Below are 23884 nucleotides of genomic sequence, written 5' to 3'. Positions count from 1 at the left end.
CCTGCCCTAGATCCAGGACGGCATCCACATCCGGACTTTCCAGTCCTCGTAGGGAATGGTTTCGGCGGCCCAGACAGGATAGAAGAAAGCCGACAGGAGGACGGCGGCCGCCACAAAAAGGGCAACCAGGTAGAGCCCCGAGCGGCGGCGCCAGGGCGGGTCGGCGGCCTTGCCCAGGACGAGCCCCAGGCAGTATGTCAGGGCCAGGATGAGGAACGGTTCAAAGGAGACCGCGTAGAAGTAGAACATGGTCCGTTCGGGGTACAGGAACCATGGCAGGTATCCTGCGGCCACGCCGGCCAGCACCGCTCCGGCGCGCCAGTCCCGGCGCCCGGCCCACCAGAACAGGAGGACCACCAGGGCTATCGCCGCACCCCACCAGATCAGCGGGTTTCCCACGGACAGGATCGCAGAGGTGCATTTTTCCACTGCACAGCCGGGTGTGCCCTGTTGGGGCGATTCGTAAAAGAACGACGTCGGCCTGCCGAGTACCAGCCAGCTCCAGGCAGATGCCTCGTACGGGTGCTCCGAGCCCAGGCCCTGGTGGAACGTGTAGGCCTCCTGGTGGTAATGGGCCAGCGAGCGGACAGAGTCTGGCAGCCAGCCCCACTCGGCGGAGGGGTTGCCCTCGGCCCACCGGCGGAAGTACGCATGTTCGGACCGGAACCAGCCTGTCCACGTGGCCGCGTAGACGACACCGGCCACCGGAACGGTGCTAAGGAATGCCGGGATGCCGTCCTTGATGACGCCTCCGCTGATCCAGCCGCGGATGCCTGCCACGCGCCGGGCGCTCAGGTCCCACAGGACGGTGAGCAATCCAAACCCGGCCAGGAAAAACAGGCCGGACCATTTGGTCCCGATTGCGAGCCCCAGGCAGATTCCTGCCGTTACCCGCCACCAGCGGACGCCCAGCCAGGGGCCGGAGAGCAGGTGGGCCGCCGTGGGGATGCCGCCGTTTCCTGCGGCAGCACGGGCCAGCCGAACCGCGAGCCGGCGCCGGCCGTCATCCCGGTCAAGCAGCAGGGCGCCAAACGCGGCGAGAACCCAGAACATAAGGAAGATATCGAGCAGCGAGGTCCGGGACATCACCAGGTGGTGGCCGTCCACGGCCAGGAGGAGTCCCGCGGCTCCGGCCAGCGGAAGGGACCGGAACAGCTTCAGGGCGATCAGCGACAGCAGCAGGATGGACAGGGTGCCGGTCAGCGCGGCGGAGAAGCGCCACCCAAACGGGTTGTCAGGGCCGAAAAGCCACATGCCCGCCGCAATCATCCACTTGCCCACGGGCGGATGGACCACGTACTCGGGGGACTCCAGCAGCACTCCGGGGTTTCCGGAGTTGAACGCGTCATTGGCCTTGTCCGGCCAGCTGCGTTCGTAGCCGCTGATCAGGTAGGAGTACGCGTCCTTCACGTAATACGTTTCGTCAAAGACCAGCTTGGGCGGCGCCTCGAGCCGGACAAGCCGCAGGATCCCGCCGACGAGGGCAGCCAGGACGGGAACCAGCAGGAGCCACAGCCGCAGCGACGGCGGGTAGTCGCGCCATGTTTGGACGCTGCCGAGGAGCCTGGCTGTGAGGGATTCCACCGTGAACGCCTCGGCGGGGCGGCTGACCCACGGCCGTTTTGCGGTACTCCCCGGACCGCCCGGGGTCCCCCCTGTTTCGCTGCCTGCTGCTGCGGGGGCGGCGTGTCCGGTCCCGCCCGGCCGCGTCGAGGTCTGCGTCACGAGCCCCATGCTACCGTTTGCGGCCGGCAGTCCTCCGCAGCAGTAGGCTGGTGGCGTGGACCCTAACCCCAGCACCCCTCCAGATTCCGGCCCGGCAACTCCAGGGCGCATCGTGCTTGCAGCCACTCCAATCGGCAACACCGGGGACGCTTCCGCAAGGCTGGTGGAGCTGCTGGGAACCGCTGACATCGTGGCCGCCGAGGACACGCGCCGGCTGCACCGCCTGGTCCAGAGCCTCGGCGTGACCGTGGCCGGACGGATCATCAGCTACCACGAACACAATGAGGCCGCGAAGACCGCCGAGCTGCTGGACCAGGTTCGGGCGGGGAACACCCTGGTCATGGTCACCGACGCCGGCATGCCCTCGGTGTCGGACCCCGGGTTCCGGCTGGTGCAAGGTGCCGTGGCGGCGGGCCTGACGGTCACCGCCGTGCCCGGGCCATCGGCAGTGCTCACCGCCCTGGCGTTGTCCGGCCTGCCCACGGACCGGTTCTGCTTTGAAGGCTTCCTTCCACGGAAGGCAGGGGAGAGGGCCTCGCGGCTCGCGGACCTGGCAGGCGAGCAGCGGACCATGGTGTTCTTCGAAGCGCCGCACCGGTTGGAGGCCATGCTCCGGGCACTGCGCGAACGGTTCGGGCCGGACCGTCCCGGTGCGGTGTGCCGCGAACTGACCAAAACGTATGAAGAAGTAATCCGTGGCACCCTCGGTGAACTTCTGGCTTGGGCGGAAAGCACGGAGATCAGGGGAGAGATCGCCGTTGTCCTGGGCGGCGCGCCGGACCAGGCGGCAGGGACGCCGGAGGACCACGTGGCGGCAGTTAACGAACTCGTGGCCCAGGGCATCCGGCTCAAGGAAGCCGTTGCAGCCGTCGCGGAGGACGTCCGGGTGAGCAAAAGGGAGCTCTATTCAGCCGTTTTGGCGGCCCGCTGAGAATCCCTGGCCGCACCCGCACCGGCTGTGCAGCTGCACAGCACCAGCGCGGACCGGCAGTGCGCAACGGCGTAGACCAGCGTGAAGCCGCCGCAGTAGTCTGGCAGTAATCCAGCCTGTATGGGCCCGGTCACTCCGGCCGCTGCCGACGGGCTGCACCAACCCTACTGACGAGGGAGTCATCGTGACTGTCACTGCACAGCCGGCCGTTTCCGCAGACCGCGAAAGCGCCCTTCTGGCCACTATCCCCACTGGCCTGCTCATCAACGGCGAATGGCGCGATGCCATCTCCGGGAAGACCTTCGACGTCGAAGATCCCGCCACCGGGAAGGTGCTGCTGAGCCTTGCCGACGCCGGGCCCGAGGACGGTGCCGCAGCCCTGGACGCGGCCGCCGCCGCGCAGGAGTCCTGGGCGAAGGTTCCTCCCCGCGAGCGGGGCGAAATCCTCCGCCGTGCCTTTGAACTGGTGACCGAGCGCGCCGAGGACTTCGCGTTGCTGATGACAATGGAAATGGGCAAGCCGCTGGCCGAAGCCCGCGGCGAGGTCACCTACGGCGCAGAGTTCCTGCGCTGGTTCTCGGAGGAAGCCGTCCGGGCCTTCGGCCGCTACTCCGTGTCTCCGGACGGCAAGTCGCGCCTGCTCGTGACCAAGAAGCCGGTGGGCCCCTGTTTGCTCATCACGCCCTGGAACTTCCCGCTGGCCATGGCCACCCGCAAGATCGCCCCCGCTGTCGCCGCCGGCTGCACCATGGTTCTGAAGTCGGCGAACCTTACCCCGCTGACCTCCCAGCTCTTTGCCGCCGTCATGATGGAAGCCGGCCTGCCGGCGGGCGTGCTGAATGTCATCCCCACCTCGACGGCAGGTGCCACCACCGGCCCGCTGATCAAGGACTCCCGGCTGCGGAAGCTCTCGTTCACCGGCTCCACGGAAGTGGGCCGCCGCCTGCTCGCCGATGCGTCCGGAACAGTCCTGCGCACCTCCATGGAGCTGGGCGGCAACGCCCCGTTCGTGGTGTTCGAGGACGCTGACCTGGATGCCGCCGTCGCAGGGGCGATGCTCGCCAAGCTCCGCAACATGGGGGAGGCCTGCACGGCAGCGAACCGCTTCATCGTGCACGAGTCCATCGCCGCCGAGTTCGCGGAGAAGTTCGCCGCGAAAATGAAGGACATGACCACCGCACGCGGCACCGAGCCTGAGTCCAAAGTGGGCCCGCTTATTGATGCCAAGAGCCGGGACAAGGTCCATGAACTGGTCTCCGACGCTGTTGCCTCCGGCGCGAAAGCCATCGTGGGCGGCGGACCGGTGGAGGGTCCGGGCTACTTCTACCAGCCCACGATCCTGTCCGGGGTCACGGAGGGCACCCGGATCCTGTCCGAGGAAATCTTCGGCCCCGTGGCCCCGATCATCACCTTCAGCAGCGAGGACGACGCCGTCCGCCTGGCCAACAACACCGAATACGGGCTGGTGGCCTACGTCTTCACCAAGGACCTGAACCGCGGCATCCGGATGGGCGAGCGCCTCGAGACCGGCATGCTCGGCCTGAACGCCGGCGTCATTTCAAACGCGGCTGCCCCGTTCGGCGGAGTCAAGCAGTCCGGCCTGGGACGTGAGGGCGGCCTCGAAGGCATCGAGGAGTACCTCTACACGCAGTACATCGGCATCGCCGATCCCTACGCCGGATAAGTCGACGGGCTGGTAGCGGTCAGCCCCCGCTTCGCCGGTGGACGCCGTCGCGCGGTCCGGGCCTGGAAGGAACAGGCCAGGAGCGTGCGGCGGCTTTTGCCGTCCTGGCCAGGACTCGGCCAATGGCGCGGCCAGTGGAGCGGAACGGGGCGGCGAGGAAGCGCCCCAGGCCGCCCATGACCGACGGCGGCACCCAGGCGGCCTGCAGCCGCCGCCTGAGCGGAGCATTGGCGCGCAGTGTTTCTTCCACGGCCCCGACTTCGGCTGCCATGGCCGTTGCCCTGTCCCGGGCGGACCGGGACTTTGCGTCATCGGTATCCTCTTCCGGTATGGTGCGGGACGGGCGGCCGTAGCTGTGGCGTTCGAACTCTTCCGTGAGGGCAGCGGCTGCCTGGTGCGCGGGCCGGTCCACGCCTTCCGGGTCCCCCAGCAGGGTGCCACGGAGCCGCGCCGAATAGGCCCGGGGTGTCTCGCTGGCGCCTGGGGGCAGTCCGTAGTCGGTGCCGAGGTCCAGCAGTTCGCGCCATCCCATGGGCACGGCCTTGCCGGGGTCCTGCGGCCGGAGCCGCCGTGCCCGGATTCCCGCCCGAACCATCCTGGGGGCGGCCGCAAGGAGCGCCACCGCCAGGACGCCGCCGGCGCCCAGGAGCCACGGCAGGAGCTGGACGCCGGCGTCAGCGCCTCCGCCGCCACCGCCGGGGGCGGGCAGGGGAGTGGTGCTGGGTGCAGGAACGGGAGCGGGCGTGGCGCCGGGAACCAGGTCCTGGTTGTTGTCCAGTGCGTCGGGGGAGGCAGATACCGATGATTCCGTGGCGTATTCGGGGACCACACCGCGGGACGGAGTGGGCTCGAAGGGCACCCAGCCGAGGCCCTGGAAGTAAAGTTCCGGCCACGCGTGGGCATCACGCGCATCCACCTCATATTCGGGGAGCGCTCCCTGACCGGCCACGGATACGGTGGCACCCGTGAGCCGGCCGGGGGCGTAGCCTACGGCGATCCGGCTGGGGATACCTTCCAGCCTCGCCATGACGGCCATGGCGGACGCGTAATGGATGCAGTATCCGCTCTTCTGCTCGAGGAAGTCAGCCAGCACCGAGAGCCCGTTGCCGTCGTAGCCGCCCTGCACCGGAGACTGCAGTGAGTAGGTGAACGCGGCGGAACGCAGGTACTTCTGGATCGCCATCGCCTTCTGGTACGGCGTGCCTGTCCCGGCGACGGTATCGGCGGTGGCGCGCACAATGTCGGGAACGTTGCCGGGGATCCGGGTGAAGTCCTCGGGGATGCCCTGGACTGCTGCGGAGGATTGATCCAGGAGCGCTGCCGTCAGTTTGGGCACGGAGGACGTCACCAGGTACTCCTGCCTTCGTGATGTTGTGGTGCCGGATCCCTTGATGCTCAAGGTCGCCGGGTCCCAGGTCCACCGGCCGCTGAGCCCGCGGACCGTTTCGGGGGCATACGGTGCGGGAAGGTAGGGGCTGTTGAAACTGCCGGCGTCGATGGCCGTGACCAGCCGGAGCTGTTCGTCGGCAAGCACCGTATAGCCAGGGTCGATCCTGCCGCCCATCGGCAGGCGGGAAGCGTCACGGTCGTCGGGGCCCCAGGATTCGCCGTCGAAATTGTCCACGGTGACCGAGCGCAGGTACAGCGGGGCGGCGGCATTGGTGGCGTAGGTGATCCGCCCGCTTCCGTCGGGAGTGCGCAGGCTGTTGCCCAGGGTGATCATGGGGTTCAGTCCTGTTGACGTGCCCCACGGATTGAGGCGGGATCCTTGCGGGAAGGTGCCCTGGTCGAAGCCGGGAATGGCCAGGGGCGCCACCAGGGTTGCGGCGAGTGCAACGGACCCCGTGAGAACGGCACGCCGCAGGTGGCCCGGACTCCGGGCGGCATCGGTCTGAAGCCGGGCATCGGGGGCGTAATACTGGCTGCAGGCAAGGATCATCAGGTATCCGGCAACTGTTGCGGCGAATCCCCAGAAGCCTACGCTCTGCGGCTTGATCATCGCGGGCACCACCAGGATGGCCAGCAGCCCCACCCCGGTAGCGGCCGGCATGCCGAGCGGCAGCGCAAGTGCATCCACCAGGATCACCGCCAGGCCCAGGACAGCGCAGGTAACCATGACGATGCCTACATTGGGCGCCACGGGCGCGGTCTCGGAGAGAACAGTCTCGCTGGCGCGCCGGACCAGGCGGTCCAGTTCGGCAAAGCTGCCTCCGGTGGGGACAAGCCCGGCAAAGCTTGAGCTGCGGAAAAAAGTCAGCGTCAGGATGGCACCCAGGGAAAGGAACCCGCCGGCCGTCACGAGCAGAGGCTGCGCGCGCAGGGACCGGAGGGCGGCCAGGGTGAAACTGACCACCAGGATGGTGGTCAGCACCGGCCAGTACCAGCCCCAGCCCCGGAGCACGCCGTTCAGCGAAAGGGCGGCACCGCACACGGCCACGGCGATCGCTCCGGCCATGGCCCAGGGGTAGGCGCCCACCGGGGGCCGGGCGGCGGGGTTTCCACCAGGCGTCCCGGACGGCAGGTCTGTTCCGTGCCTGCGGGCTGGTGCCATGGTCACCGGGACACCCCCGTTCCGCGGCGGACGTCTGCGGTCGGGGCGGGTATGGCAAGGTCCTGGTCGAACTGGCTCCAGGCCGCCGCTACGGGAACCGAGGGGGCAACGGCCACTGCCCGCCAGCCTCCCTGGCGGAGCACCTCCAGGACATCCGCGTACTCTGCGGGCCTTTCGGCAGCGATGATGGCAAAGGCATTGGTGGCGTAGCCTGCCGCCGGGGCAAGCGCAAGGGCCTCCATGCGGCTAATGGTTCCGAGCACCGCGATCACCGGACCCCGCATGCGGTGTGCGGACAGCTTGTCCATGAGGAGGTCGTCGAAAGCCTCCGGCCCCGGGTCATGGGACGTGCGGTCGCGAGTGGCCGCCCGGGCCGCCCACTCGTGAAGGACATTGTCGCGGCGGGCGTGGTGGGATCCGGTCAGCTGGATGGCCGCAAGGCTTTCTCCGATGGACTGGAGCCCGGCACCGCCGCTGTACTCCTCAACATCAGGTTCGGGAGCGGACGGCGAGTGCAGGAAGGCAGGCCCGCCGCCGGTGTCCAGCAGGCGCAGGGCGTAGTTTCGCTCCGCCAGGTGCGCGCTGATCGACATGACCGCCACAACGCTCCACTCGAAGGCCGCGCTGCTGGCCATGGAGGGCCCGTCCTGGCCAGCCTGCCCGGCCGGACCTGCGGAGCCCCCGGAAAACGCGCTGTACCGGTGGTCCATGACGATTGTTGCCTCGGGGGTGGTGACCGACTCCTCCTGACGCACCATGAGGTCGCCGTGGCGTGCAGTGGCGGCCCAATGCACCCGCCGCATGGGATCCCCGTGCCGGTACTCGCGGGTCATGACGTCGTCGTCGCTGGGATTGGCCCGGATCCTTGTGGCCGTGATGCCGTCGTTGCCCCGGGCGCCGGCCAGCCCGGTCAGGGGAAGCACGACGGCGGCAGGCGTCACGGTGAGGATGTCGCCGTCGTCAATCGCCTGGCGGTGCAGCGAAAGGCCGAACGGGTCCGTGAACTCAGCCGTCACCGGGCCAATGAGGAACTGCCCGCGCCGGGCTGAGCGCAGGTGGTACTCGTACCGGCTGGTGCCCCCTGTGGCGGAACGGGAAGGGAAACGGAACGCCGGCGACTCGCCCAGACGGGCAGGCAACCGCTCCTCCATGGTGGCCCGGCCGCTGCCGGTTCCCGTCCTGGCCACCGCGAGCCGGACGGTCGTGGGCGCGGAGGTTTCCACGGGGGAGGGGTTGAACTCCCGGTACACCTGGAACCTGGGTTTCACCAGCCGGATCCCGGCAAGGGAAACCAAAGGAAGGACTATGAGCAGCACGCTCAACGTCAACAAGTCCCTGCGGCCCATGATGTACGCAGCTCCGAGGGCGATGCCGCCGGCGGTGATCATGCCCCAGCCGCGGGTGGTGAAGAGGTGCCGGGGCACTTTGTCCAGCAGTGCCATGGGTAGCCGCCTAGCGGTTCCTGCCCAGGCCGGTGACCGGGGCAGCCGTCCTGCCGGCAGGGGCAGGGGCCCTGGTGCCGGCTCCAGCGGTCCCGGACGTGACGGGCAAGCGCGACAGGATGCCCCGCAGGACACTGTGGGGGGTCTCCCCGGCACCAGCGGCCTTCCGGTCCAGGATGATCCTGTGTGCCAGCACGGCTTCGGCGAGGTGGACGACGTCGTCCGGCAGCACGAAGTCGCGCCCGTCCAGGGCCGCGGTGGCTTTCGCCGCGCGCAGCAGCTGCAGCATGGACCGGGGGCTGGCACCCAGCCGGAGCAGCGGGCTTTCCCTGGTGGCCCTGCCCACGGACACTGTGTACTCCTTGACAGCCTGGGACACGTAAACCTGCTGGACGGTGGTGATCATGGCCGCCACCTCAGCTGCAGTGACGACGGCGGAAACCTTGGCCAGGGGCGAGGTTGCCTGATGCGTTTCGAGCATCTCGATTTCGGCGTCCTTGTCCGGGTATCCCATGGAGATCCTGGCCATGAAACGGTCCCGTTGCGCCTCGGGCAGCGGGTAGGTCCCCTCCATTTCGATGGGGTTCTGGGTGGCGACCACCATGAACGGCTCGTCGAGCCGGTACGAGTTGCCGTCCACCGTCACCTGGTGCTCTTCCATGCATTCAAGCAGCGCGGACTGGGTCTTGGCCGAGGCGCGGTTGATTTCGTCGCCGATGACGATGTTGGCGAAGACAGCCCCCGGACGGAACTCAAACAGCCGGGAGGCCTGGTTGTAGATGGACACGCCCGTCACATCGGACGGCAACAGGTCCGGGGTGAACTGGATCCGGTTGACGGTGCAGTCGATGGTGCGTGCCAGTGTCTTGGCGAGGAGTGTCTTCCCTACGCCCGGGACATCTTCAAGCAGCAGGTGGCCCTGGGCCAGCAGTACGGTCAGCGCCAGTTTGGCGGCGTCGGATTTCCCATCGATGACTGTATTAACGGACGTGAGGATGCGCTGGCTCGCTGCGTGGAAGGAAGCAGCGTCCATGGCTGCGGGGCGGTGACCGTTCAAACGGCTGACGGGATCGGTAATTCCCGCCAGGTTGCCGTGCACAGCGCTCACATCGTTGGCAGTGCGTCGGTGGGGTTCCATCGGCAACCTTTCAGCGCTGGTTCACCTGGACGGGACAGCAAGCCTGCCTTCGCCCGTCGGGTGGGCGTTCGCATGTGTTCGTACCAGACTACTAACACAACTGCCACCGCAGACAGAGAGTTCCGACAAATATGCGGCAGCATCCGCGGCTAGGCTGGACGGATGTGCAATCCGCTTCCTCCCGCTGCCTACCAGGACCCCGCAACGGCAGGCGCACCGGAGCCGGGGAACTCACGGCAAAAGGCGTTTCCGCCCGCTCCGGAACCCCTGCCGGTACCCGTTATGGACAACCACACCCACCTTGACTTCCCGGACGGACAGGCCCCGGTCGGAGTGAAGGCGGCTTTGGATGCCGCCGCGGCCGTGGGTGTCCAGGGAGCAGTCCAGGTGGGCTGCGACCTGGAATCGTCCCGGTTCACGGTCCGCGCGGTGGACCTGGACGAGCGGCTGCTGGGGGCGGTGGCGCTGCATCCCAACGACGCCCCCCGTTACGCCGCCCGCGGCCAACTGGAAGAAGCGCTCGCAGAGATTGAGCAGCTCGCCTCCCACCCCCGGATCCGGGCCATCGGGGAGACCGGGCTCGATTTCTACCGCACCGAGGGGGAGGGGCTGGCGCATCAGAGGTACTCCTTCCGGCGCCATATCGACATCGCCAAGCGCCTGGACCTGACGCTCCAGATCCACGACCGGGACGCGCATGACGACGTCGTCCAGGTACTGAGGGAAGAAGGCGCGCCGGGGCGGGTGGTTTTCCACTGTTTCTCCGGCGACGACGAGCTGGCGAGGATCTGCAACGAGGAAGGGTGGTGGATGTCCTTTGCAGGTACGCTGACTTTTCGGAATGCGGCGAATTTGCGCCGGGCCCTCGCAGTTGCGGACCCTGGTTTGGTCCTGGTGGAAACCGATGCGCCGTTCCTGACTCCGCACCCCCACCGCGGGCGGCCGAACGCCAGCTACATGGTTCCTTACACAGTCCGCGCCATGGCCGAATTGACAGAATCCGATCTTGCCGAAATATGCGCCCGAATAAGCGAAAATACCGTACGGGCATACGGATCCTGGGACTAGGCGGCCGTTTCCCGGGCATTGTCAAATAAATACCCGGTATGCACAATTGTTGGTTGCTTTATAACGCTACGGTTACAGTGGACAGATATTAGCCGGGGTCGGGGAAGGCCAGCGGGTAATTCACTTCTTTCTGCAGCAGGCTCCCGGGCGTTGCCCCGGCCTGCCGATTGAGCGGAGTTTAGGCGGCGCAACGGTGCCCGGACTGCCCCTTGTGGCCGTACCGGGCATTTTATTGCGCGATTCCCCGTGCCCGGATGGACCTAAAGTTACGGGCAATCGTGATCAAGTTCTTTACGTCGGACGGCAAGTTCAGCTTTGTCAAGGTTGGCGCGCAACTGCTGGTGCTCTGCGCACTCGTGGTGGGCCTCGTAGCCTTCGTCGGCAATAACAAGACCATCACACTCAATGTTGACGGCAAGGTCTCGTCCGTGCAGACGTTCGGCGGAACTGTTGGCCAGGTGGTCAAGAGCGCCAACCTGGAACTCAACCCTGCAGACCGCGTGTCACCGTCCGTTGATGCGTCGGTCCAGAACGGCACGGTCATCAACGTCAACAAGGCCAAAGAGGTCAAGGTGAGCCTCGACGGTGCCGAGAAGACGGTGAACACTACCGCGCAGGACGTCGCGGGGCTGGTTACTGAACTCGGCGTCGCGAGCGCGTCCTCGGTTTCCGCGCCCAAGGATGCCCAGCTTTCAGTTGCCGGATCCTACGTTTCCATCTCCACACCGAAGTCCGTCAGCATTGTTGCCGACGGCAAGGTGGACACCGCAACCACCACGGCGGCCACCGTCGGCAAGGTCCTCGAAGACGCCGGCCTGGCCCTTGGTGCCAACGACCGCACGTCGCAGCCGGCCAACGCGCACGTGGTGAACAATATGGTCATCAAGGTCTCGCGCGTCGACACCGGCCAGACTGCGGTCGCCACAGAGGACGTCCCCTTCGAGATTGTCACCAGTGAGAGCGCCGAACTGCTGAAGGGTGAAAAAGAAGTCACCCAGGAAGGCGTCGCAGGCAAGCTGGAGAAGACCTTCAAGCTGGTACTGGTGGACGGCCGCGAAGCGTCCCGGACCCTTGTGTCGGAGACTGTTGCGGTCCAGCCCGTACCTGAGAAGGTCACCGTGGGCACCAAGCCCAAGCCCGTTGCGCAGGCTGCCACCTCGGCATCTGCAGGCGCCAACACCGGGGCCGCTGCTCCGGCAATGATGAACGAAGCCATGTGGGACAAGATTGCCCAGTGCGAGTCCGGTGGAAACTGGAGCATCAACTCCGGCAACGGTTACTACGGCGGCCTTCAGTTCGATATCCGGACCTGGATCGGCGCCGGCGGCGGCGCGTACGCCCCCAACGCCAGCCTTGCCACCAAGGCCCAGCAGATCGACATTGCCAACCGCGTTTACGCACAGCGCGGCCTGCAGCCGTGGGGCTGCGGTTGGGCTGCCACCAGCTGACCTCGCGGATTGCCTGCCCATGCGGGCACTGCGGCCGGTCCCGGATACCCGGGGCCGGCCGCAGCCGTTTAACCGGGCAGTCTTTCCCGGCGGGTTCCCCGCCTGTTTCCCCCTCCTCTTTTCCGGTGGGGCGCCCGTACCGCGCGGGATAGGATACCTAGGTGACTGAACCAATCCCCGCGCCCGCACCATTGTTTGGTGCATCCGACATACGCCGGCTCGCGGAGGAGATCGGTGTCCGCCCCACCAAGACCCTCGGCCAAAACTTTGTCATCGACGGCAACACCATCCGCAGGATTGTGGCCGCCGCGGATGTTGGCCCGGAAGAGACAGTGCTGGAAGTGGGGCCGGGGCTGGGATCCCTGACCCTCGGACTCCTCGATGCTGCGGCGTCGGTAGTGGCGGTGGAAATTGACCCGGTGCTGGCTGCCAAACTGCCGGAAACCGTCAGGGAATGGCGGCCGGCCGCCGCGGGAGCCTTCCACCTGGTGCATGCCGATGCCATGAAGGTCACGGAGCTGCCGGTGCAGCCCACGGCACTGGTGGCCAATTTGCCCTACAACGTCGCCGTTCCCGTGGTGCTGCACCTCCTTCAGCACTTCCCCAGCCTCCAGCACGGACTGGTGATGGTCCAGGATGAGGTGGCGGACCGGCTGGCCGCTGGGCCGGGTTCCAAGACCTACGGCGTGCCGTCGGTAAAGGCGGCCTGGTACAGCCAGATGCGCAAAGCGGGGGTGATCGGCATGAACGTTTTCTGGCCGGCGCCCAAGATCCATTCGGGGCTGGTGGCCTTTACCCGGCGCGAGCCTCCGGTCACCACAGCCACCAGGGAACAGGTCTTCGCCGTGGTGGACGCCGCCTTCGCCCAGCGGCGCAAGACCCTGAGGGCCGCTTTGGCCGGTTGGGCCGGCGGGGCGCCGGAAGCGGAGCGCTGCCTCGTTGCCGCCGGCGTCGACCCCACCGCCAGGGGCGAGGTCATCGGCATCGAAGCCTTCGCGAAAATCGCGGAAGCCAAGCAGGCGCTGGCATGAGCGCCCCGGGACGGTTCACCGCAAGGACAGTCCGCGTCAAAGCCCCCGGCAAGGTGAACGTTTCGCTGGAAGTGGGGCCGCTGCGACCGGATGGCTACCACTCCGTTGCCAGCGTGTACCTGGCCGTATCCCTCTACGAGGAAGTGGCTGCCACCAGCACGGAGACGCCCGGGATCACCATCAGCCTCAGCCCGGCCAGCACGGTCGATCTTGACGCCGCGGACATCCCGCTCGACGGAAACAACCTGGCCCACAAGGCCGCGGCGATTATGGCCGACGTCTCCGAGCACTCCACCGGGGTCCATCTGGAAATTACCAAGCGCGTGCCGGTGGCAGGAGGCATGGGCGGCGGATCGGCAGATGCTGCCGCAACCCTGCTGGCCTGCGACGCGCTCTGGAACAGTGGCCTGTCGCGGGAAGAGCTGGCGCACCTCGCTGCCGAACTGGGGGCCGACGTCCCCTTTTCCCTCCTTGGCGGCACGGCGGTTGGCCTGGGCGTGGGCGACGAACTTTCGCCGGCGCTGGCTAAGGCACAGACCCACTGGGTACTGGTCACCGCGGACTACGGGCTTCCCACTCCCGAGGTGTACCGCACCCTTGACCGCCTCCGCGAAGCGGCCAGCGCCAACGCCGCAGAACCCACCGGGGTGGACCCGAAGATCCTGACAGCGTTGCGCAGCGGTGACGCCGAAGCGCTGAGCCGTGTCCTGGTCAACGACCTCCAGCGGGCATCCATTGAACTGGCGCCCGCCCTGCGCGATACGCTGGGTATCGGAGAATCGCACGGAGCAATTGCGGGCATCGTCTCCGGATCGGGGCCCACGGTGGCCCTGCTGACTGATGATTCGGTGGCCGCTGAAGGCCTGGCCGCGGATCTGCGGCACTACGGCTTGACAGCCCTCGCAGTCCATGGCCCGGTTCCGGGCGCGCGCATCATTTCCGACACCCTCCTCTAAACCTCCAGTTTTTTACCTGAAGCAGAAAGCAGTTCCTTTGGCACACCTTCTTGGCGGCGAGAACCTGACGGTCTCCTACGCGACCCGTACAGTCCTGGACGGGGTAACCCTGGGGCTTGAGGAGGGTGACAGGATCGGCATGGTGGGGCGCAACGGCGACGGCAAATCCACCCTGATGCGGCTGCTTGCCTTGCGCTCCACGCCGGATTCGGGCAGGGTCACCAAGCGCGGTGACGTCAACGTGGGATACCTGGATCAAAGCGACGTGCTCGACGGCGACCTGACAGTGGGTGCCGCGATCGTGGGGGACCAGGCGGACTACGAGTGGGCCCGCAATCCCCAGATCCGCGAAGTCATGGGCGGGCTGGTGTCCGACGTCGATTGGCACGCCAACGTCCATGCACTCTCCGGCGGCCAGAAGCGGCGCGTGGCGCTTGCCAAACTGCTGATCGAGGACCACGACGTCATCATGCTGGACGAGCCCACCAACCACCTCGACGTGGAGGGTGTGGCCTGGCTGTCGCGCCACCTGAGGACGCGCTGGCGGCCCAACCAGGGTGCTTTCCTGGTGGTGACCCACGACCGGTGGTTCCTCGATGAGGTCTGCAACAAGACCTGGGAAGTCCACGACGGGATCGTTGACCCCTTTGAAGGCGGTTATGCCGCCTACGTGCTGGCCCGTGCCGAGCGGGACCGGATGGCGTCCGTCGTCGAGGGCAAGCGCCAGCAGCTGGTCAAGAAGGAACTCGCCTGGCTCCGCCGCGGGGCACCCGCGCGGACGGCAAAGCCCAAGTTCAGGATTGAGGCCGCCAACGCCCTCATCGCAGATGTGCCTGAGCCGCGGGACTCCATGGCCCTCAGCAAAATGGCAACCGCCCGCCAGGGCAAGGACGTGCTGGACCTGGAGAACGTCTCCCTCAACTTCCAGGGCAGCGATGACGGGCGGAAGCTCTTCGACAACATCACCCTGCGTCTTGCCCCCGGCGAACGCCTGGGACTGGTGGGCGTCAACGGCGCCGGCAAGACCACGCTCCTGAAGCTTCTCAATGGAGAGATCCTTCCCGACGCCGGAAAGGTCAAGCGGGGCAAGACCGTGGTCACCGCTGTCCTGACCCAGGAGGTCAAGGAACTCGACGACGTCAAGGACCTGCGCGTCATCGAGGTGATTGAGCGGGAAAAGCGGTCCTTCAACGTGGGCGGCAAGGAATTCAGTGCCGGCCAGTTGGTGGAGCAGCTGGGTTTCACCAACGAGAAGCAGTGGACCCCGGTCAAGGACCTGTCCGGTGGCGAACGCCGCCGGCTCCAGCTTCTTCGCCTGCTTGTCGGCGAACCCAACGTGCTGATGCTGGATGAGCCCACCAACGACCTCGACACCGATACCCTTGCGGCCGTCGAAGATGTCCTGGATGGCTGGCCCGGAACCCTGGTGGTGGTCAGCCACGACCGCTACCTGCTGGAAAGGGTCACCGACCATCAGATGGCACTCCTCGGCGACGGCAAGCTCCGCGGCCTGCCCGGCGGCGTGGACCAGTACCTCGAGCTGCGTGAGTCCGCCCTGGCAGGCTCCACGGTCACCGGCGGCGGGAACCCCGTCACCAGCGCCGGCAGCAGCACCGCCGCCTCAGCCCCGTCAGGCGCCTCGGAAGCAGAGAAGCGCGACGCCCGGAAGGCCCTCAACAGGATCGAACGGCAGATCAAGAAGCTCGACCAGCAGGAAAAGAAGCTTCACGACGACATGGTCAAGAGCACGGAGAAGTCCGACTTCGACGCCCTGGCAGAACAGAACAAGCAGCTCAAGGACCTGGCCGACGAAAAGGACGCCCTGGAACTCGAATGGCTTGAGTCCTCGGAACTCCTGGGCGACTGACCCCCTTCGCCGCGGACGGAACCACGGCGAGGCCTAGAGTTCAGACTGCAGTTCCGGGTCCTTTTTGAGGCCGGTCAGGCCGTTCCAGGCGAGGTTGACGAGGTGTGCGGCCACCGTGTGCTTGTCGGGCTGGCGGGAGTCCTGCCACCATTGGCCGGTCATTGCCACCATGCCTACGAGCATTTGGGCGTACATGGCGCCGTCCCGGGCGCTGAAGCCGCGCCGGTCGAACTCGTCGGAGAGGATGTGTTCCACCTTGGCGGTCACGTGCGAGAGCAGTGTGGAAAAGGCGCCTTCCGGCTGGGACGGCGGAGCGTCCCGCATCAGGATCCGGAAACCTTCGGTGCGGTCCTCGATGTAGGTGAGCAGGGCCAGGGCGGCACGTTCCACCAGGACGCGCGGCTTGGCTTCCTCGGTGAGTGCGCCGTTGATGGAGTCCAGGAGGAGCCGAAACTCGTGCTCTACCACCTGGGTGTACAGGCCTTCCTTGGAGCCGAAGTGTTCGTAGATGACCGGCTTGGAGACTCCGGCGCAGGCAGCAATTTCCTCGATGGTGGTGCCGTCGAGCCCGCGGACGGCGAAGAGGCCGCGTCCGACGTCGATCAGCTGGCTCCGCCGCTGAAGCCCGGTCATCCGTCTCCGCGGGGGGTTGGTGCTCACCGTTCCATCATGCACTACGCGTTCCCGGCGGATTTGCGGCGCTCCGGACGGGCCGGGAAAGCGGGCGGGGCGGGACAGGAACGGGGGAAGGGCAGGGGATGAAGGGCCCATGTCGCGCGGCGCCCCGAACCCGTGGCAAAATAACTACTTGTGCCCGGCCGCGCGCCAAGGCATGGTCCGCTCTGGTGTAATGGCAGCACCCCGGCCTTTGGAGCCGTGGAGTATAGGTTCGAATCCTATGGGCGGAACTGCTGTGCGAGGAGCGTTCAGTAGGATGACATACGGTGCCGCCCGCAATTTCGCCGGGACACCGTAAGCGCCAGCGTAACCAAGCAAGGAGAGCCCGTACGTGATCCCCGAGAATACCGGCCCGGCCGCAGTAATCGTCCTGGCGGCAGGCGCCGGTACGCGGATGAAGTCGCGTACCCCCAAGATCCTGCATGAAATCGGCGGCAGGTCCATGGTGGGCCACGCACTGCTGGCCGCCCGCAGCATCAGCCCCCGGCAGCTGGCCATCGTGGTCCGCCACGAACGCGACCTGGTGGCACGCCACGTCGCGGAGCTGGACCCTGCTGCCCTGATCGTGGACCAGGACGACATCCCCGGCACCGGCCGTGCTGTTGAAGTGGCCCTGCAGGCCCTGGACGCAGAACAGGACCTTACCGGCACCGTGGTGGTGACCTACGGCGACGTGCCGCTGTTGTCCGGACAACTGCTGGCCGAGCTTGTGGCCACGCACGAGCGTGAAGCCAATGCCGTCACCGTGCTGACCGCCGATCTTGACGATGCCACGGGATACGGCCGGATCCTTCGCGGCGAGGACGGCACCGTGACCGGCATCCGCGAACACAAGGACGCATCGGACGCCGAACGCCTGATCCGTGAGGTCAACTCCGGCATCTACGCCTTTGACGCAGCCGTCCTCCGGGACGCACTCACCCACGTCACCACCGACAACTCGCAGGGCGAAAAATACCTCACTGATGTGCTCGGACTCGCCCGGAAGGCAGGCGGCCGCGTCGCCGCCGTCGTTACTGCCGACCGCTGGCAGGTGGAAGGCGCCAATGACCGCGTCCAGCTCTCCGCCCTCGGCGCAGAGCTGAACCGCCGCATCGTGGAGGCCTGGATGCGCGCCGGCGTCACCGTAGTGGACCCCGCCACCACCTGGATCGATTCGTCCGTAACCCTGGACGAGGACGTCCGGATCCTTCCCAACACCCAACTCCACGGCGCAACCACCGTGGCGAGGGACGCCGTCGTCGGCCCCGACACCACCCTGACGGATGTCACCATCGGCGAGGGCGCAAAGGTAACCCGAACCCACGGTTCCGGCGCCGTCATCGGCGCGGGCGCCGCCGTCGGCCCCTTCACCTACCTGCGTCCGGGCACTGTCCTGGGGGACACCGGAAAGATCGGCGCGTTCTACGAAACCAAGAACGTGACTATCGGGCGCGGGTCCAAGCTGTCACACCTCGGATATGCCGGGGACGCCGAAATCGGCGAGGACACCAACATCGGCTGCGGAAACATCACGGCGAATTACGACGGCGAGAAGAAGCACCGCACGGTCATCGGCTCGGGCGTCCGGACAGGCTCCAACACGGTGTTCGTTGCTCCGGTCACCGTGGGCGACGGCGCCTACAGCGGTGCCGGCGCCGTGATCAGAAAAGACGTGCCGGCGGGAGCGCTTGCCGTGACCGTTGCCGCCCAACGCAATGCCGAGGGATGGGTCGCGGCCAACCGCCCGGGAACCCGCTCCGCTGAACTGGCCCAGGCGGCCACCACAGATTCCTCAAGTACCCCGGCATCTACAGAAGAGGGCAAGTAACCATGAGCGAAATTACGGCGCGCGGCGAGAAGAAACTGGTGCTCGCAACCGGCCGGGCCCACCCGGAGCTGGCCAAGGAGATCGCCAAGGAGCTCGGTACCGACCTGCTGCCGGTGGACGCCTATGACTTCGCCAACGGTGAGATCTATGTCCGCGCCGGTGAAAGCGTCCGCGGCACGGATGCTTTTGTCATCCAGGCCCACCCCTTCCCGCTGAACAACTGGCTGATGGAACAGCTGATCATGATCGATTCGCTGAAGCGGGCCTCCGCCAAGCGCATCACGGTGGTGTCCCCGTTCTACCCCTACGCCCGCCAGGACAAGAAGGGCCGGGGCCGGGAGCCCATCTCCGCCCGCCTTGTGGCGGACCTGTACAAGACCGCCGGCGCGGACCGCATCATGAGCGTGGACCTGCATACCTCGCAGATCCAGGGCTTCTTCGACGGCCCGGTGGACCACCTCATGGCCATTCCGCTGCTCGCTGACTACATCCGCACCCGGGTGGCCGCCGAAAACGTTACCGTCGTTTCCCCGGACACCGGACGCGTCCGGGTCGCGGAGCAGTGGGCCGAGCGCCTGGGCGGCGCGCCGCTCGCCTTTGTGCACAAGAGCCGGGACCTGACTGTGCCGAACCAGGCTGTGTCCAAGACCGTGGTGGGCCAGATCGAGGGGCGCACCTGCGTCCTGATCGACGACATGATCGACACCGGCGGAACCATCTCCGGCGCCGTGCAGGTGCTGAAGAACGCCGGTGCCAAGGACGTCATCATCGCGGCCACCCACGCGGTCTTCTCCGATCCCGCCGCCAAGCGCCTCTCCGAGTCCGGCGCCCGTGAAGTGGTTGTCACCAACACCCTGCCGCTCACTGCATCCCAGCGGTTCCCCCAGCTGACGGTGCTTTCCATCGCCCCGCTGATCGCGCGCGCCGTCCGTGAAGTGTTCGACGACGGTTCGGTCACCAGCCTTTTCGACGGCAACGCCTGACGGCGTCGCCTGCAGTGGGCCCACGCCGGCAGGGTTCCCTGGGCGAGCCTGGGGAGCTGGCGGGGACCGTTTTCAGTAAACGGGCCCGGCGCTGGTAAGCTGTTCAGCGATACCTTGGCGAGGGAGAGCACTGGTAACCGCATCTGCGGGAAGCCGTTGCAGGTCTCCGTTATCGACTGGGTCTGAATCTCCCTTCTAGGATGGGCCGGCTCCGGCCGCCCGGCGTTGAAGGTCGCAACAGACCTCCGCCCTTGCTGAACACCGTTTAGGATTCAAGGAGATTTCCATGTCTGAGCAGAAGCTCGCAGCAGAACTGCGCACCGAATTCGGCAAGGGCTACGCCCGCCGCGCCCGGATGGCCAACCTCATCCCCGCCGTCATCTACGGTCACGGCGCAGAGCCCATCCACGTCACGCTTCCGGCCAAGGCCACCACCCTGGCTGTCCGCACCCCCAACGCCCTGCTGTCCCTGGACATCAACGGCGAAGGCCACCTGGCCCTGGTGAAGGACGTCCAGCGCGACCCCATCAAGCAGATCATCGAGCACATCGACCTCCTCACCGTCCGCAAGGGCGAAAAGGTCACCGTTGACGTTCCCGTCCATGTTGCCGGCGAAACCGCCCCCGGCACCGTGCACAACCTGGAACTGACTGTGGTGTCCCTCGAGGCCGAGGCCACCCACCTGCCCGAGGCCGTTGAGGTGAGCATCGAAGGCCGTGGCGCCGGTGAGCACATCCACGCTTCCGATCTGGTCCTGCCCAAGGGCTCGGTCCTGCTGACCGACCCCGAGGCCCTCGTGGTGAACATCTCCGAGGCCGTTGAGGTCGCAGAGGAAGAAGCAGGCGAAGAGGCCGAAGCTGCCTCCGAGGCCGCTTCCGCGGCCACCGAGGAAGCCGCAGCCGAGTAATCAGCCGCATTCCCTGCCAATGGCCGGACTCCCGCGGGGTCCGGCCATTGGCATGTCTACTGCCCGTTGCGGCACCAGGCCGGCGGGCCACCCACCCTAGGATTGACTCATGACTGATAGCTGGCTGATTGTCGGCCTTGGAAACCCCGGCGCCCAGTACCAGGGCAACCGGCACAATGTCGGCCAGATGGTGCTTGACGAGCTGGCAGGCCGCATAGGTGCCGGCTTCAAAAGCCACAAGGCCCGCGCCCAGGTCCTCGAAGGCCGCCTCGGCATCGGCGGACCCCGCGTCGTGCTGGCAAAGCCGATGAGCTACATGAACGTTTCCGGGGGGCCCGTTGCGGCGCTGGCGAACTTCTACGGCATTGCCCCGGACCATGTGGTGGCGGTCCACGACGAGATCGACATTCCCTTTAATACGGTCAAGCTCAAGATCGGCGGGGGAGAAGGCGGCCATAACGGGCTGCGGGACATCTCCAGGGCCTTGGCCACCAAGGACTATCTCCGCGTCAGGGTGGGGGTGGGCCGGCCGCCGGGACGCATGGAGACCGCCGATTACGTGCTGCGCGACTTCGGCTCCGCCGAGCTGAAGGAACTGCCCTTCCTCCTGGACGATGCTGCTGATGCGGTTGAAGCGCTGCTGCGCGACGGCCTCACGGCGGCGCAGCAGAAGTTCCATCCAGCGAAGTCCGAACGCCAGTAACCAAGAACTCCGGTCAGTCAATTACTCCAGCAACTTGAAATCTCCGGTAACTTTGAAAACTTAAGTGCCTTTGGCCCTGTCTCCTTGTCTCTGGTGCGGGGTAGTCTTCTACCTATGCGGGGGAGCGATGGGGCTACATCCCGCTATCGCGGGATGTAGGGGAAAAGTTCATGTCAATCGAGCCACTTAGCTGGGGACGTGGGTCAACACCTCACCACGTCGGGCTGAACACAGACACCTCCGAGAGGCGGGAGGGTCAGCTTTGGTCTGCCCCTGCACGCGGCGCAAACCTTGAGTCGGTCCGCACCGCCCTGACCGGCGCAGACTCCCTTGGGGTGGTGATCACCGGCGGCCGCGGCGTGGGAAAGTCTTCACTGGCCCGCGCTGCCGTGATGGACCTCGGCCCCGACATCTGGTCACTGCAGCTCCGCAGCGGACCCGCCGGCTCCGCAACGCCCTATGGTTGCCTCTCCTTTCTCCTGGCCAGGCTTCCGCAGGCGTACATGGGCTCGCCCACGGCAATCCTCCGCGGCATTACTTCCCTGATCCGCAGTGACGCCGCAGGACGTCCCTGCATCATCACCCTTGACACCTCCGGCAGCATTGACGACATGAGCGCCGGAGTGCTGCTCAACGTCCTGCTGACCGGCACCGCCAAAATCATTGCTGTGGCCCCGAAAATCAGCGATCTTCCTGCCGATTTCCACTGGCTGCTCACGGACCACCGGCTGACCGAAGTCCGGCTGAACAACCTCAACGAACTGCAGACCCGCCAGGTCCTGTTGTCCCTGCTGGGGCACCGCGTTTCGGCCTCCCTGGTCAGCACCTATCACCACATGGTGGGCGGCAACCCGCTGCTCCTGAAGGCGCTCGTCACCGAACAGCAGCTGTCCGGAAACCTGGTGCTCTCCGATTCAGTCTGGACCCTGCGGGACAAAGTGGTGCTCGACGGCGCGGCCAGCCTGGACGACATCGTTCGCTCCAGATGGTCCAGGGAAACGCCCGAAACCCGGGAAGTCATCGAGATGCTTTCCTGCGCCCGCAGGGTTGAGCTGTCCAGGCTGACGGCCATCTACCGTGCCGAAGTGGTGGCCGACATGGAAGACGGCGGCCTGCTGGAGATCGACCAGTCCGACCATCGCTGGGTTTCGTTGCGTGAAAAGTACATTGGTGACGTGGTGCGCACCTGGCTGAGCATTGCCCGGCGCAGGGAACTGCGCAGCGTGCTCCTGGCCGGTGCGGAACCTGATCCTGCCGCCATGACCGTCGAGGAGCTAATGGCTTTCGCGGCGTGGACGCATGAATGCGAGGCGGACCTGAGTCCCGCCCTGGCGTTGGCTGCCGCGGAAGCGGCAGTCCAGCTCTTCGATCCGCGGTTTGCGCTGACGTACGCCGAAATGCTTCAGCGGACGGACCGGGAGTGGACGGCCGGCCAGCGGCAGAAAGCCGCCGCGTACCTTCAGCTGGACATGCCGGTCCAGGCCATGGCCGCACTTGATGACATTTCGCAGCCGGAACTCGAAAGCCTTGACGTCGAGGAGTATGCGGACGTCATAGCCGCCAAGTCGCAGGTCATGATGCGGCTCCCGGAGGCGGCAGGCAAGGTGCCGGACCTGCTCAGTGAAGCCCGGCAAAGGCTGGAGTCGGCCCCGAACTTTACTGGGTGGCCGGAGCCTGCGGCCGCCGCAGCGAACCGGGTGGCCTTGAGCGGGTTCGAGTATCGCGCTTTCGTGGGTGATTACGCCGCCATCATCCCGGACCTCGAAAGGGCTGCGGACCCTGCGCTGAACCCGGATACCGGCTACCGCATGGATTCGGCCATCCTGCTGATGACCGCATTGGCCATGACCGGACGCGAGATGGATGCGCTCAGCCTCATGCGCCAGTTGGGCGGCCAAATCAGCGATGCCTCCCACATTGTTGGTCTGCGGGAACGTTATACCAGGGAGGCCTACCTGGTATTACTGACGGCGGGGCAATGGCGGCGGTGCATTGACCTCCTGGGTCCGCAGGCCACCGAGGAGCCGCACAGCCTTCCCTTCCGCAGTGCAGCAACCGAACTGGCAGCCGGCATTGCCTATGTCTATTCGGGCCGGGGCATGGCGGCCCTTGACCCCCTGATCTCCGCCGCGGCGCAGCTGGAGCTGCAGCCGGTCCAAGCCGCCCTGCGCTGCGCGTACGCGGCCATTGCACTGGCCCACGCCCAGACCGGCAACGTAGCCCAGGCGCGAAAGTACTTGGCGAAACTGCAAAGGACGTCCGGAAAGTCCAGCTTCATCACTGACAGCATCGTTGAGTTCTGCTCGCTCGTCGCGGGCCGCTGGCTGGGCGATCCCGACGCCGTGACCGGCCTCAAGCGGTGCGCCCGGCAGGAAATGGAGGCCGGGCGCTTCACCCTGGCCGGGATCAACCTGCTCGCTGCGACCATCAACGGCAGCGATGCGGACTTCCGCCTGCTTGAGGAGATTGCGGGCCACCGCCAGGGCCCGCTTGCCGAAGTTTCCCGGCTGATCGCCGTGGGAAGCAGGACGAAGGACGCCAGGACCCTCCTTGCCGGTGGTGAATTGGCCGCCACCCTCGAACTGGATGCCGTTGAGGCGCGGTGCATGGCCCTCGCTGTGGACTTCGCACGACAGGACGGCGATTCACTCACCGCGCGGACCGCGCAGGCCCGGCTGGACATCCTCGCCGCCACCGTGTCGAACCTTCCCATCGTCCCAAGCAGCGGAAGCCCGCTGCTGACCAGCAGGGAACGCCAGATTGCCCGGCTGGCGGGCCGGGGTTCCTCCAACCGCGATATCGCCCTGGAGATGGGCGTGTCGGTCCGTACCGTGGAAGGCCACTTGTACCAGGTCTTCACGAAGCTCGGCGTAACCTCCAGGGGTGATCTGACTGGACTCGTCTAACGGCCATAAGCCTGCCACAGCGCACCGGCTCCTCACCGGCCGCCGGGAGCCGCTTG

General features: G+C 66.5%; 17 protein-coding genes and 1 tRNA gene. 13 read left to right on the top strand and 5 right to left on the bottom strand.

Annotated features, from left to right (window positions below; all coding sequences use genetic code 11):
* Positions 1-6: 6 nt before the first annotated feature.
* Complete coding sequence (locus PV768_RS00460; RefSeq protein WP_421091949.1) at positions 7-1734, bottom strand: dolichyl-phosphate-mannose--protein mannosyltransferase; 1728 nt, start codon at positions 1732-1734, stop codon at positions 7-9.
* Between the two features lie 46 nt (positions 1735-1780).
* Between PV768_RS00460 and rsmI the strand changes: the two genes are divergently transcribed.
* Positions 1781-2656: a 16S rRNA (cytidine(1402)-2'-O)-methyltransferase gene (gene rsmI, locus PV768_RS00455; RefSeq protein ID WP_321215750.1), complete on the top strand. Its 876-nt coding sequence runs from the start codon at positions 1781-1783 to the stop codon at positions 2654-2656.
* A gap of 184 nt (positions 2657-2840) precedes the next feature.
* Complete coding sequence (locus tag PV768_RS00450) at positions 2841-4340, top strand: NAD-dependent succinate-semialdehyde dehydrogenase (RefSeq protein ID WP_321215751.1); 1500 nt, start codon at positions 2841-2843, stop codon at positions 4338-4340.
* 19 nt (positions 4341-4359) lie between these two features.
* Here PV768_RS00450 and PV768_RS00445 read toward each other — a convergent pair whose 3' ends face one another.
* The 3 genes from PV768_RS00445 to PV768_RS00435 are packed head-to-tail and all read right to left on the bottom strand — an operon-like array spanning position 4360 to position 9471.
* Positions 4360-6897 (bottom strand): transglutaminase TgpA family protein, encoded by a 2538-nt coding sequence (locus PV768_RS00445; RefSeq protein WP_421091948.1) that lies wholly within the window; start codon positions 6895-6897, stop codon positions 4360-4362.
* Positions 6894-8333: a DUF58 domain-containing protein gene (locus PV768_RS00440; RefSeq protein WP_157238714.1), complete on the bottom strand. Its 1440-nt coding sequence runs from the start codon at positions 8331-8333 to the stop codon at positions 6894-6896. The genes PV768_RS00445 and PV768_RS00440 overlap by 4 nt, the downstream gene beginning before the upstream one ends.
* Positions 8334-8343: 10 nt before the next feature.
* Positions 8344-9471, bottom strand: coding sequence for an AAA family ATPase (locus PV768_RS00435; RefSeq protein ID WP_157238713.1), 1128 nt, complete (start codon positions 9469-9471; stop codon positions 8344-8346).
* Positions 9472-9633: 162 nt separating this feature from the next.
* Here PV768_RS00435 and PV768_RS00430 point away from each other — a divergent pair, with 162 nt between their 5' ends.
* The 5 genes from PV768_RS00430 to PV768_RS00410 all read left to right on the top strand — a co-directional run bounded on the left by PV768_RS00430 (position 9634) and on the right by PV768_RS00410 (position 15841).
* Positions 9634-10539: a TatD family hydrolase gene (locus PV768_RS00430; RefSeq protein WP_321215752.1), complete on the top strand. Its 906-nt coding sequence runs from the start codon at positions 9634-9636 to the stop codon at positions 10537-10539.
* 278 nt (positions 10540-10817) lie between these two features.
* Positions 10818-11987: a transglycosylase family protein gene (locus PV768_RS00425; RefSeq protein ID WP_323056212.1), complete on the top strand. Its 1170-nt coding sequence runs from the start codon at positions 10818-10820 to the stop codon at positions 11985-11987.
* Positions 11988-12148: 161 nt separating this feature from the next.
* The gene (gene rsmA, locus PV768_RS00420; protein WP_321215753.1) at positions 12149-13018 is read left to right on the top strand and encodes a 16S rRNA (adenine(1518)-N(6)/adenine(1519)-N(6))-dimethyltransferase RsmA; all 870 of its coding nucleotides are present in this window, start codon (positions 12149-12151) and stop codon (positions 13016-13018) included.
* Positions 13015-13974, top strand: coding sequence for a 4-(cytidine 5'-diphospho)-2-C-methyl-D-erythritol kinase (locus PV768_RS00415; RefSeq protein WP_421091947.1), 960 nt, complete (start codon positions 13015-13017; stop codon positions 13972-13974). The genes rsmA and PV768_RS00415 overlap by 4 nt, the downstream gene beginning before the upstream one ends.
* Before the next feature lie 37 nt (positions 13975-14011).
* Positions 14012-15841 (top strand): ABC-F family ATP-binding cassette domain-containing protein, encoded by a 1830-nt coding sequence (locus PV768_RS00410; RefSeq protein ID WP_157238709.1) that lies wholly within the window; start codon positions 14012-14014, stop codon positions 15839-15841.
* Positions 15842-15874: 33 nt separating this feature from the next.
* Here the strand turns inward: PV768_RS00410 and PV768_RS00405 are convergent, their stop codons facing one another.
* Positions 15875-16501: a TetR/AcrR family transcriptional regulator gene (locus PV768_RS00405; protein WP_321215754.1), complete on the bottom strand. Its 627-nt coding sequence runs from the start codon at positions 16499-16501 to the stop codon at positions 15875-15877.
* A gap of 176 nt (positions 16502-16677) precedes the next feature.
* On the opposite strand from PV768_RS00405, the gene PV768_RS00400 reads away from it, so the two are divergent.
* The 6 genes from PV768_RS00400 to PV768_RS00375 all read left to right on the top strand — a co-directional run bounded on the left by PV768_RS00400 (position 16678) and on the right by PV768_RS00375 (position 23828).
* Positions 16678-16749 (top strand) — tRNA-Gln (locus PV768_RS00400).
* 101 nt (positions 16750-16850) lie between these two features.
* Positions 16851-18329, top strand: a complete 1479-nt coding sequence (gene glmU, locus PV768_RS00395; RefSeq protein WP_421091946.1) for a bifunctional UDP-N-acetylglucosamine diphosphorylase/glucosamine-1-phosphate N-acetyltransferase GlmU — start codon at positions 16851-16853, stop codon at positions 18327-18329.
* Positions 18330-18331: 2 nt separating this feature from the next.
* Positions 18332-19312 (top strand): ribose-phosphate diphosphokinase, encoded by a 981-nt coding sequence (locus PV768_RS00390; RefSeq protein ID WP_157238708.1) that lies wholly within the window; start codon positions 18332-18334, stop codon positions 19310-19312.
* Positions 19313-19598: 286 nt separating this feature from the next.
* Positions 19599-20219, top strand: coding sequence for a 50S ribosomal protein L25/general stress protein Ctc (locus tag PV768_RS00385; protein WP_157238707.1), 621 nt, complete (start codon positions 19599-19601; stop codon positions 20217-20219).
* A gap of 109 nt (positions 20220-20328) precedes the next feature.
* The gene (gene pth, locus PV768_RS00380; RefSeq protein WP_157238706.1) at positions 20329-20922 is read left to right on the top strand and encodes an aminoacyl-tRNA hydrolase; all 594 of its coding nucleotides are present in this window, start codon (positions 20329-20331) and stop codon (positions 20920-20922) included.
* Between the two features lie 170 nt (positions 20923-21092).
* On the top strand, positions 21093-23828 hold the full coding sequence (locus tag PV768_RS00375; RefSeq protein WP_157238705.1) for a helix-turn-helix transcriptional regulator: 2736 nt from the start codon (positions 21093-21095) through the stop codon (positions 23826-23828).
* Positions 23829-23884 lie beyond the last annotated feature (56 nt).

Source organism: Pseudarthrobacter sp. CC4 (assembly GCF_048957775.1).
Taxonomy (GTDB): domain Bacteria; phylum Actinomycetota; class Actinomycetes; order Actinomycetales; family Micrococcaceae; genus Arthrobacter.
Note: the sequence above shows the minus strand (reverse complement) of the source record. Positions and strands in the feature narration are given on the sequence as shown.

Excerpts from the sequence above, each read along its gene's own strand:
- PV768_RS00440 (WP_157238714.1), bottom strand. The coding sequence starts at position 8,333 with ATGGCACTGCTGGACAAAGTGCCCCGGCACCTCTTCACCACCCGCGGC.
- PV768_RS00430 (WP_321215752.1), top strand. The coding sequence starts at position 9,634 with ATGTGCAATCCGCTTCCTCCCGCTGCCTACCAGGACCCCGCAACGGCA.
- PV768_RS00390 (WP_157238708.1), top strand. The coding sequence starts at position 18,332 with ATGAGCGAAATTACGGCGCGCGGCGAGAAGAAACTGGTGCTCGCAACC.
- PV768_RS00385 (WP_157238707.1), top strand. The coding sequence starts at position 19,599 with ATGTCTGAGCAGAAGCTCGCAGCAGAACTGCGCACCGAATTCGGCAAG.
- PV768_RS00460 (WP_421091949.1), bottom strand. The coding sequence starts at position 1,734 with ATGGGGCTCGTGACGCAGACCTCGACGCGGCCGGGCGGGACCGGACAC.
- PV768_RS00435 (WP_157238713.1), bottom strand. The coding sequence starts at position 9,471 with ATGGAACCCCACCGACGCACTGCCAACGATGTGAGCGCTGTGCACGGC.
- PV768_RS00415 (WP_421091947.1), top strand. The coding sequence starts at position 13,015 with ATGAGCGCCCCGGGACGGTTCACCGCAAGGACAGTCCGCGTCAAAGCC.
- pth (WP_157238706.1), top strand. The coding sequence starts at position 20,329 with ATGACTGATAGCTGGCTGATTGTCGGCCTTGGAAACCCCGGCGCCCAG.
- PV768_RS00375 (WP_157238705.1), top strand. The coding sequence starts at position 21,093 with ATGTCAATCGAGCCACTTAGCTGGGGACGTGGGTCAACACCTCACCAC.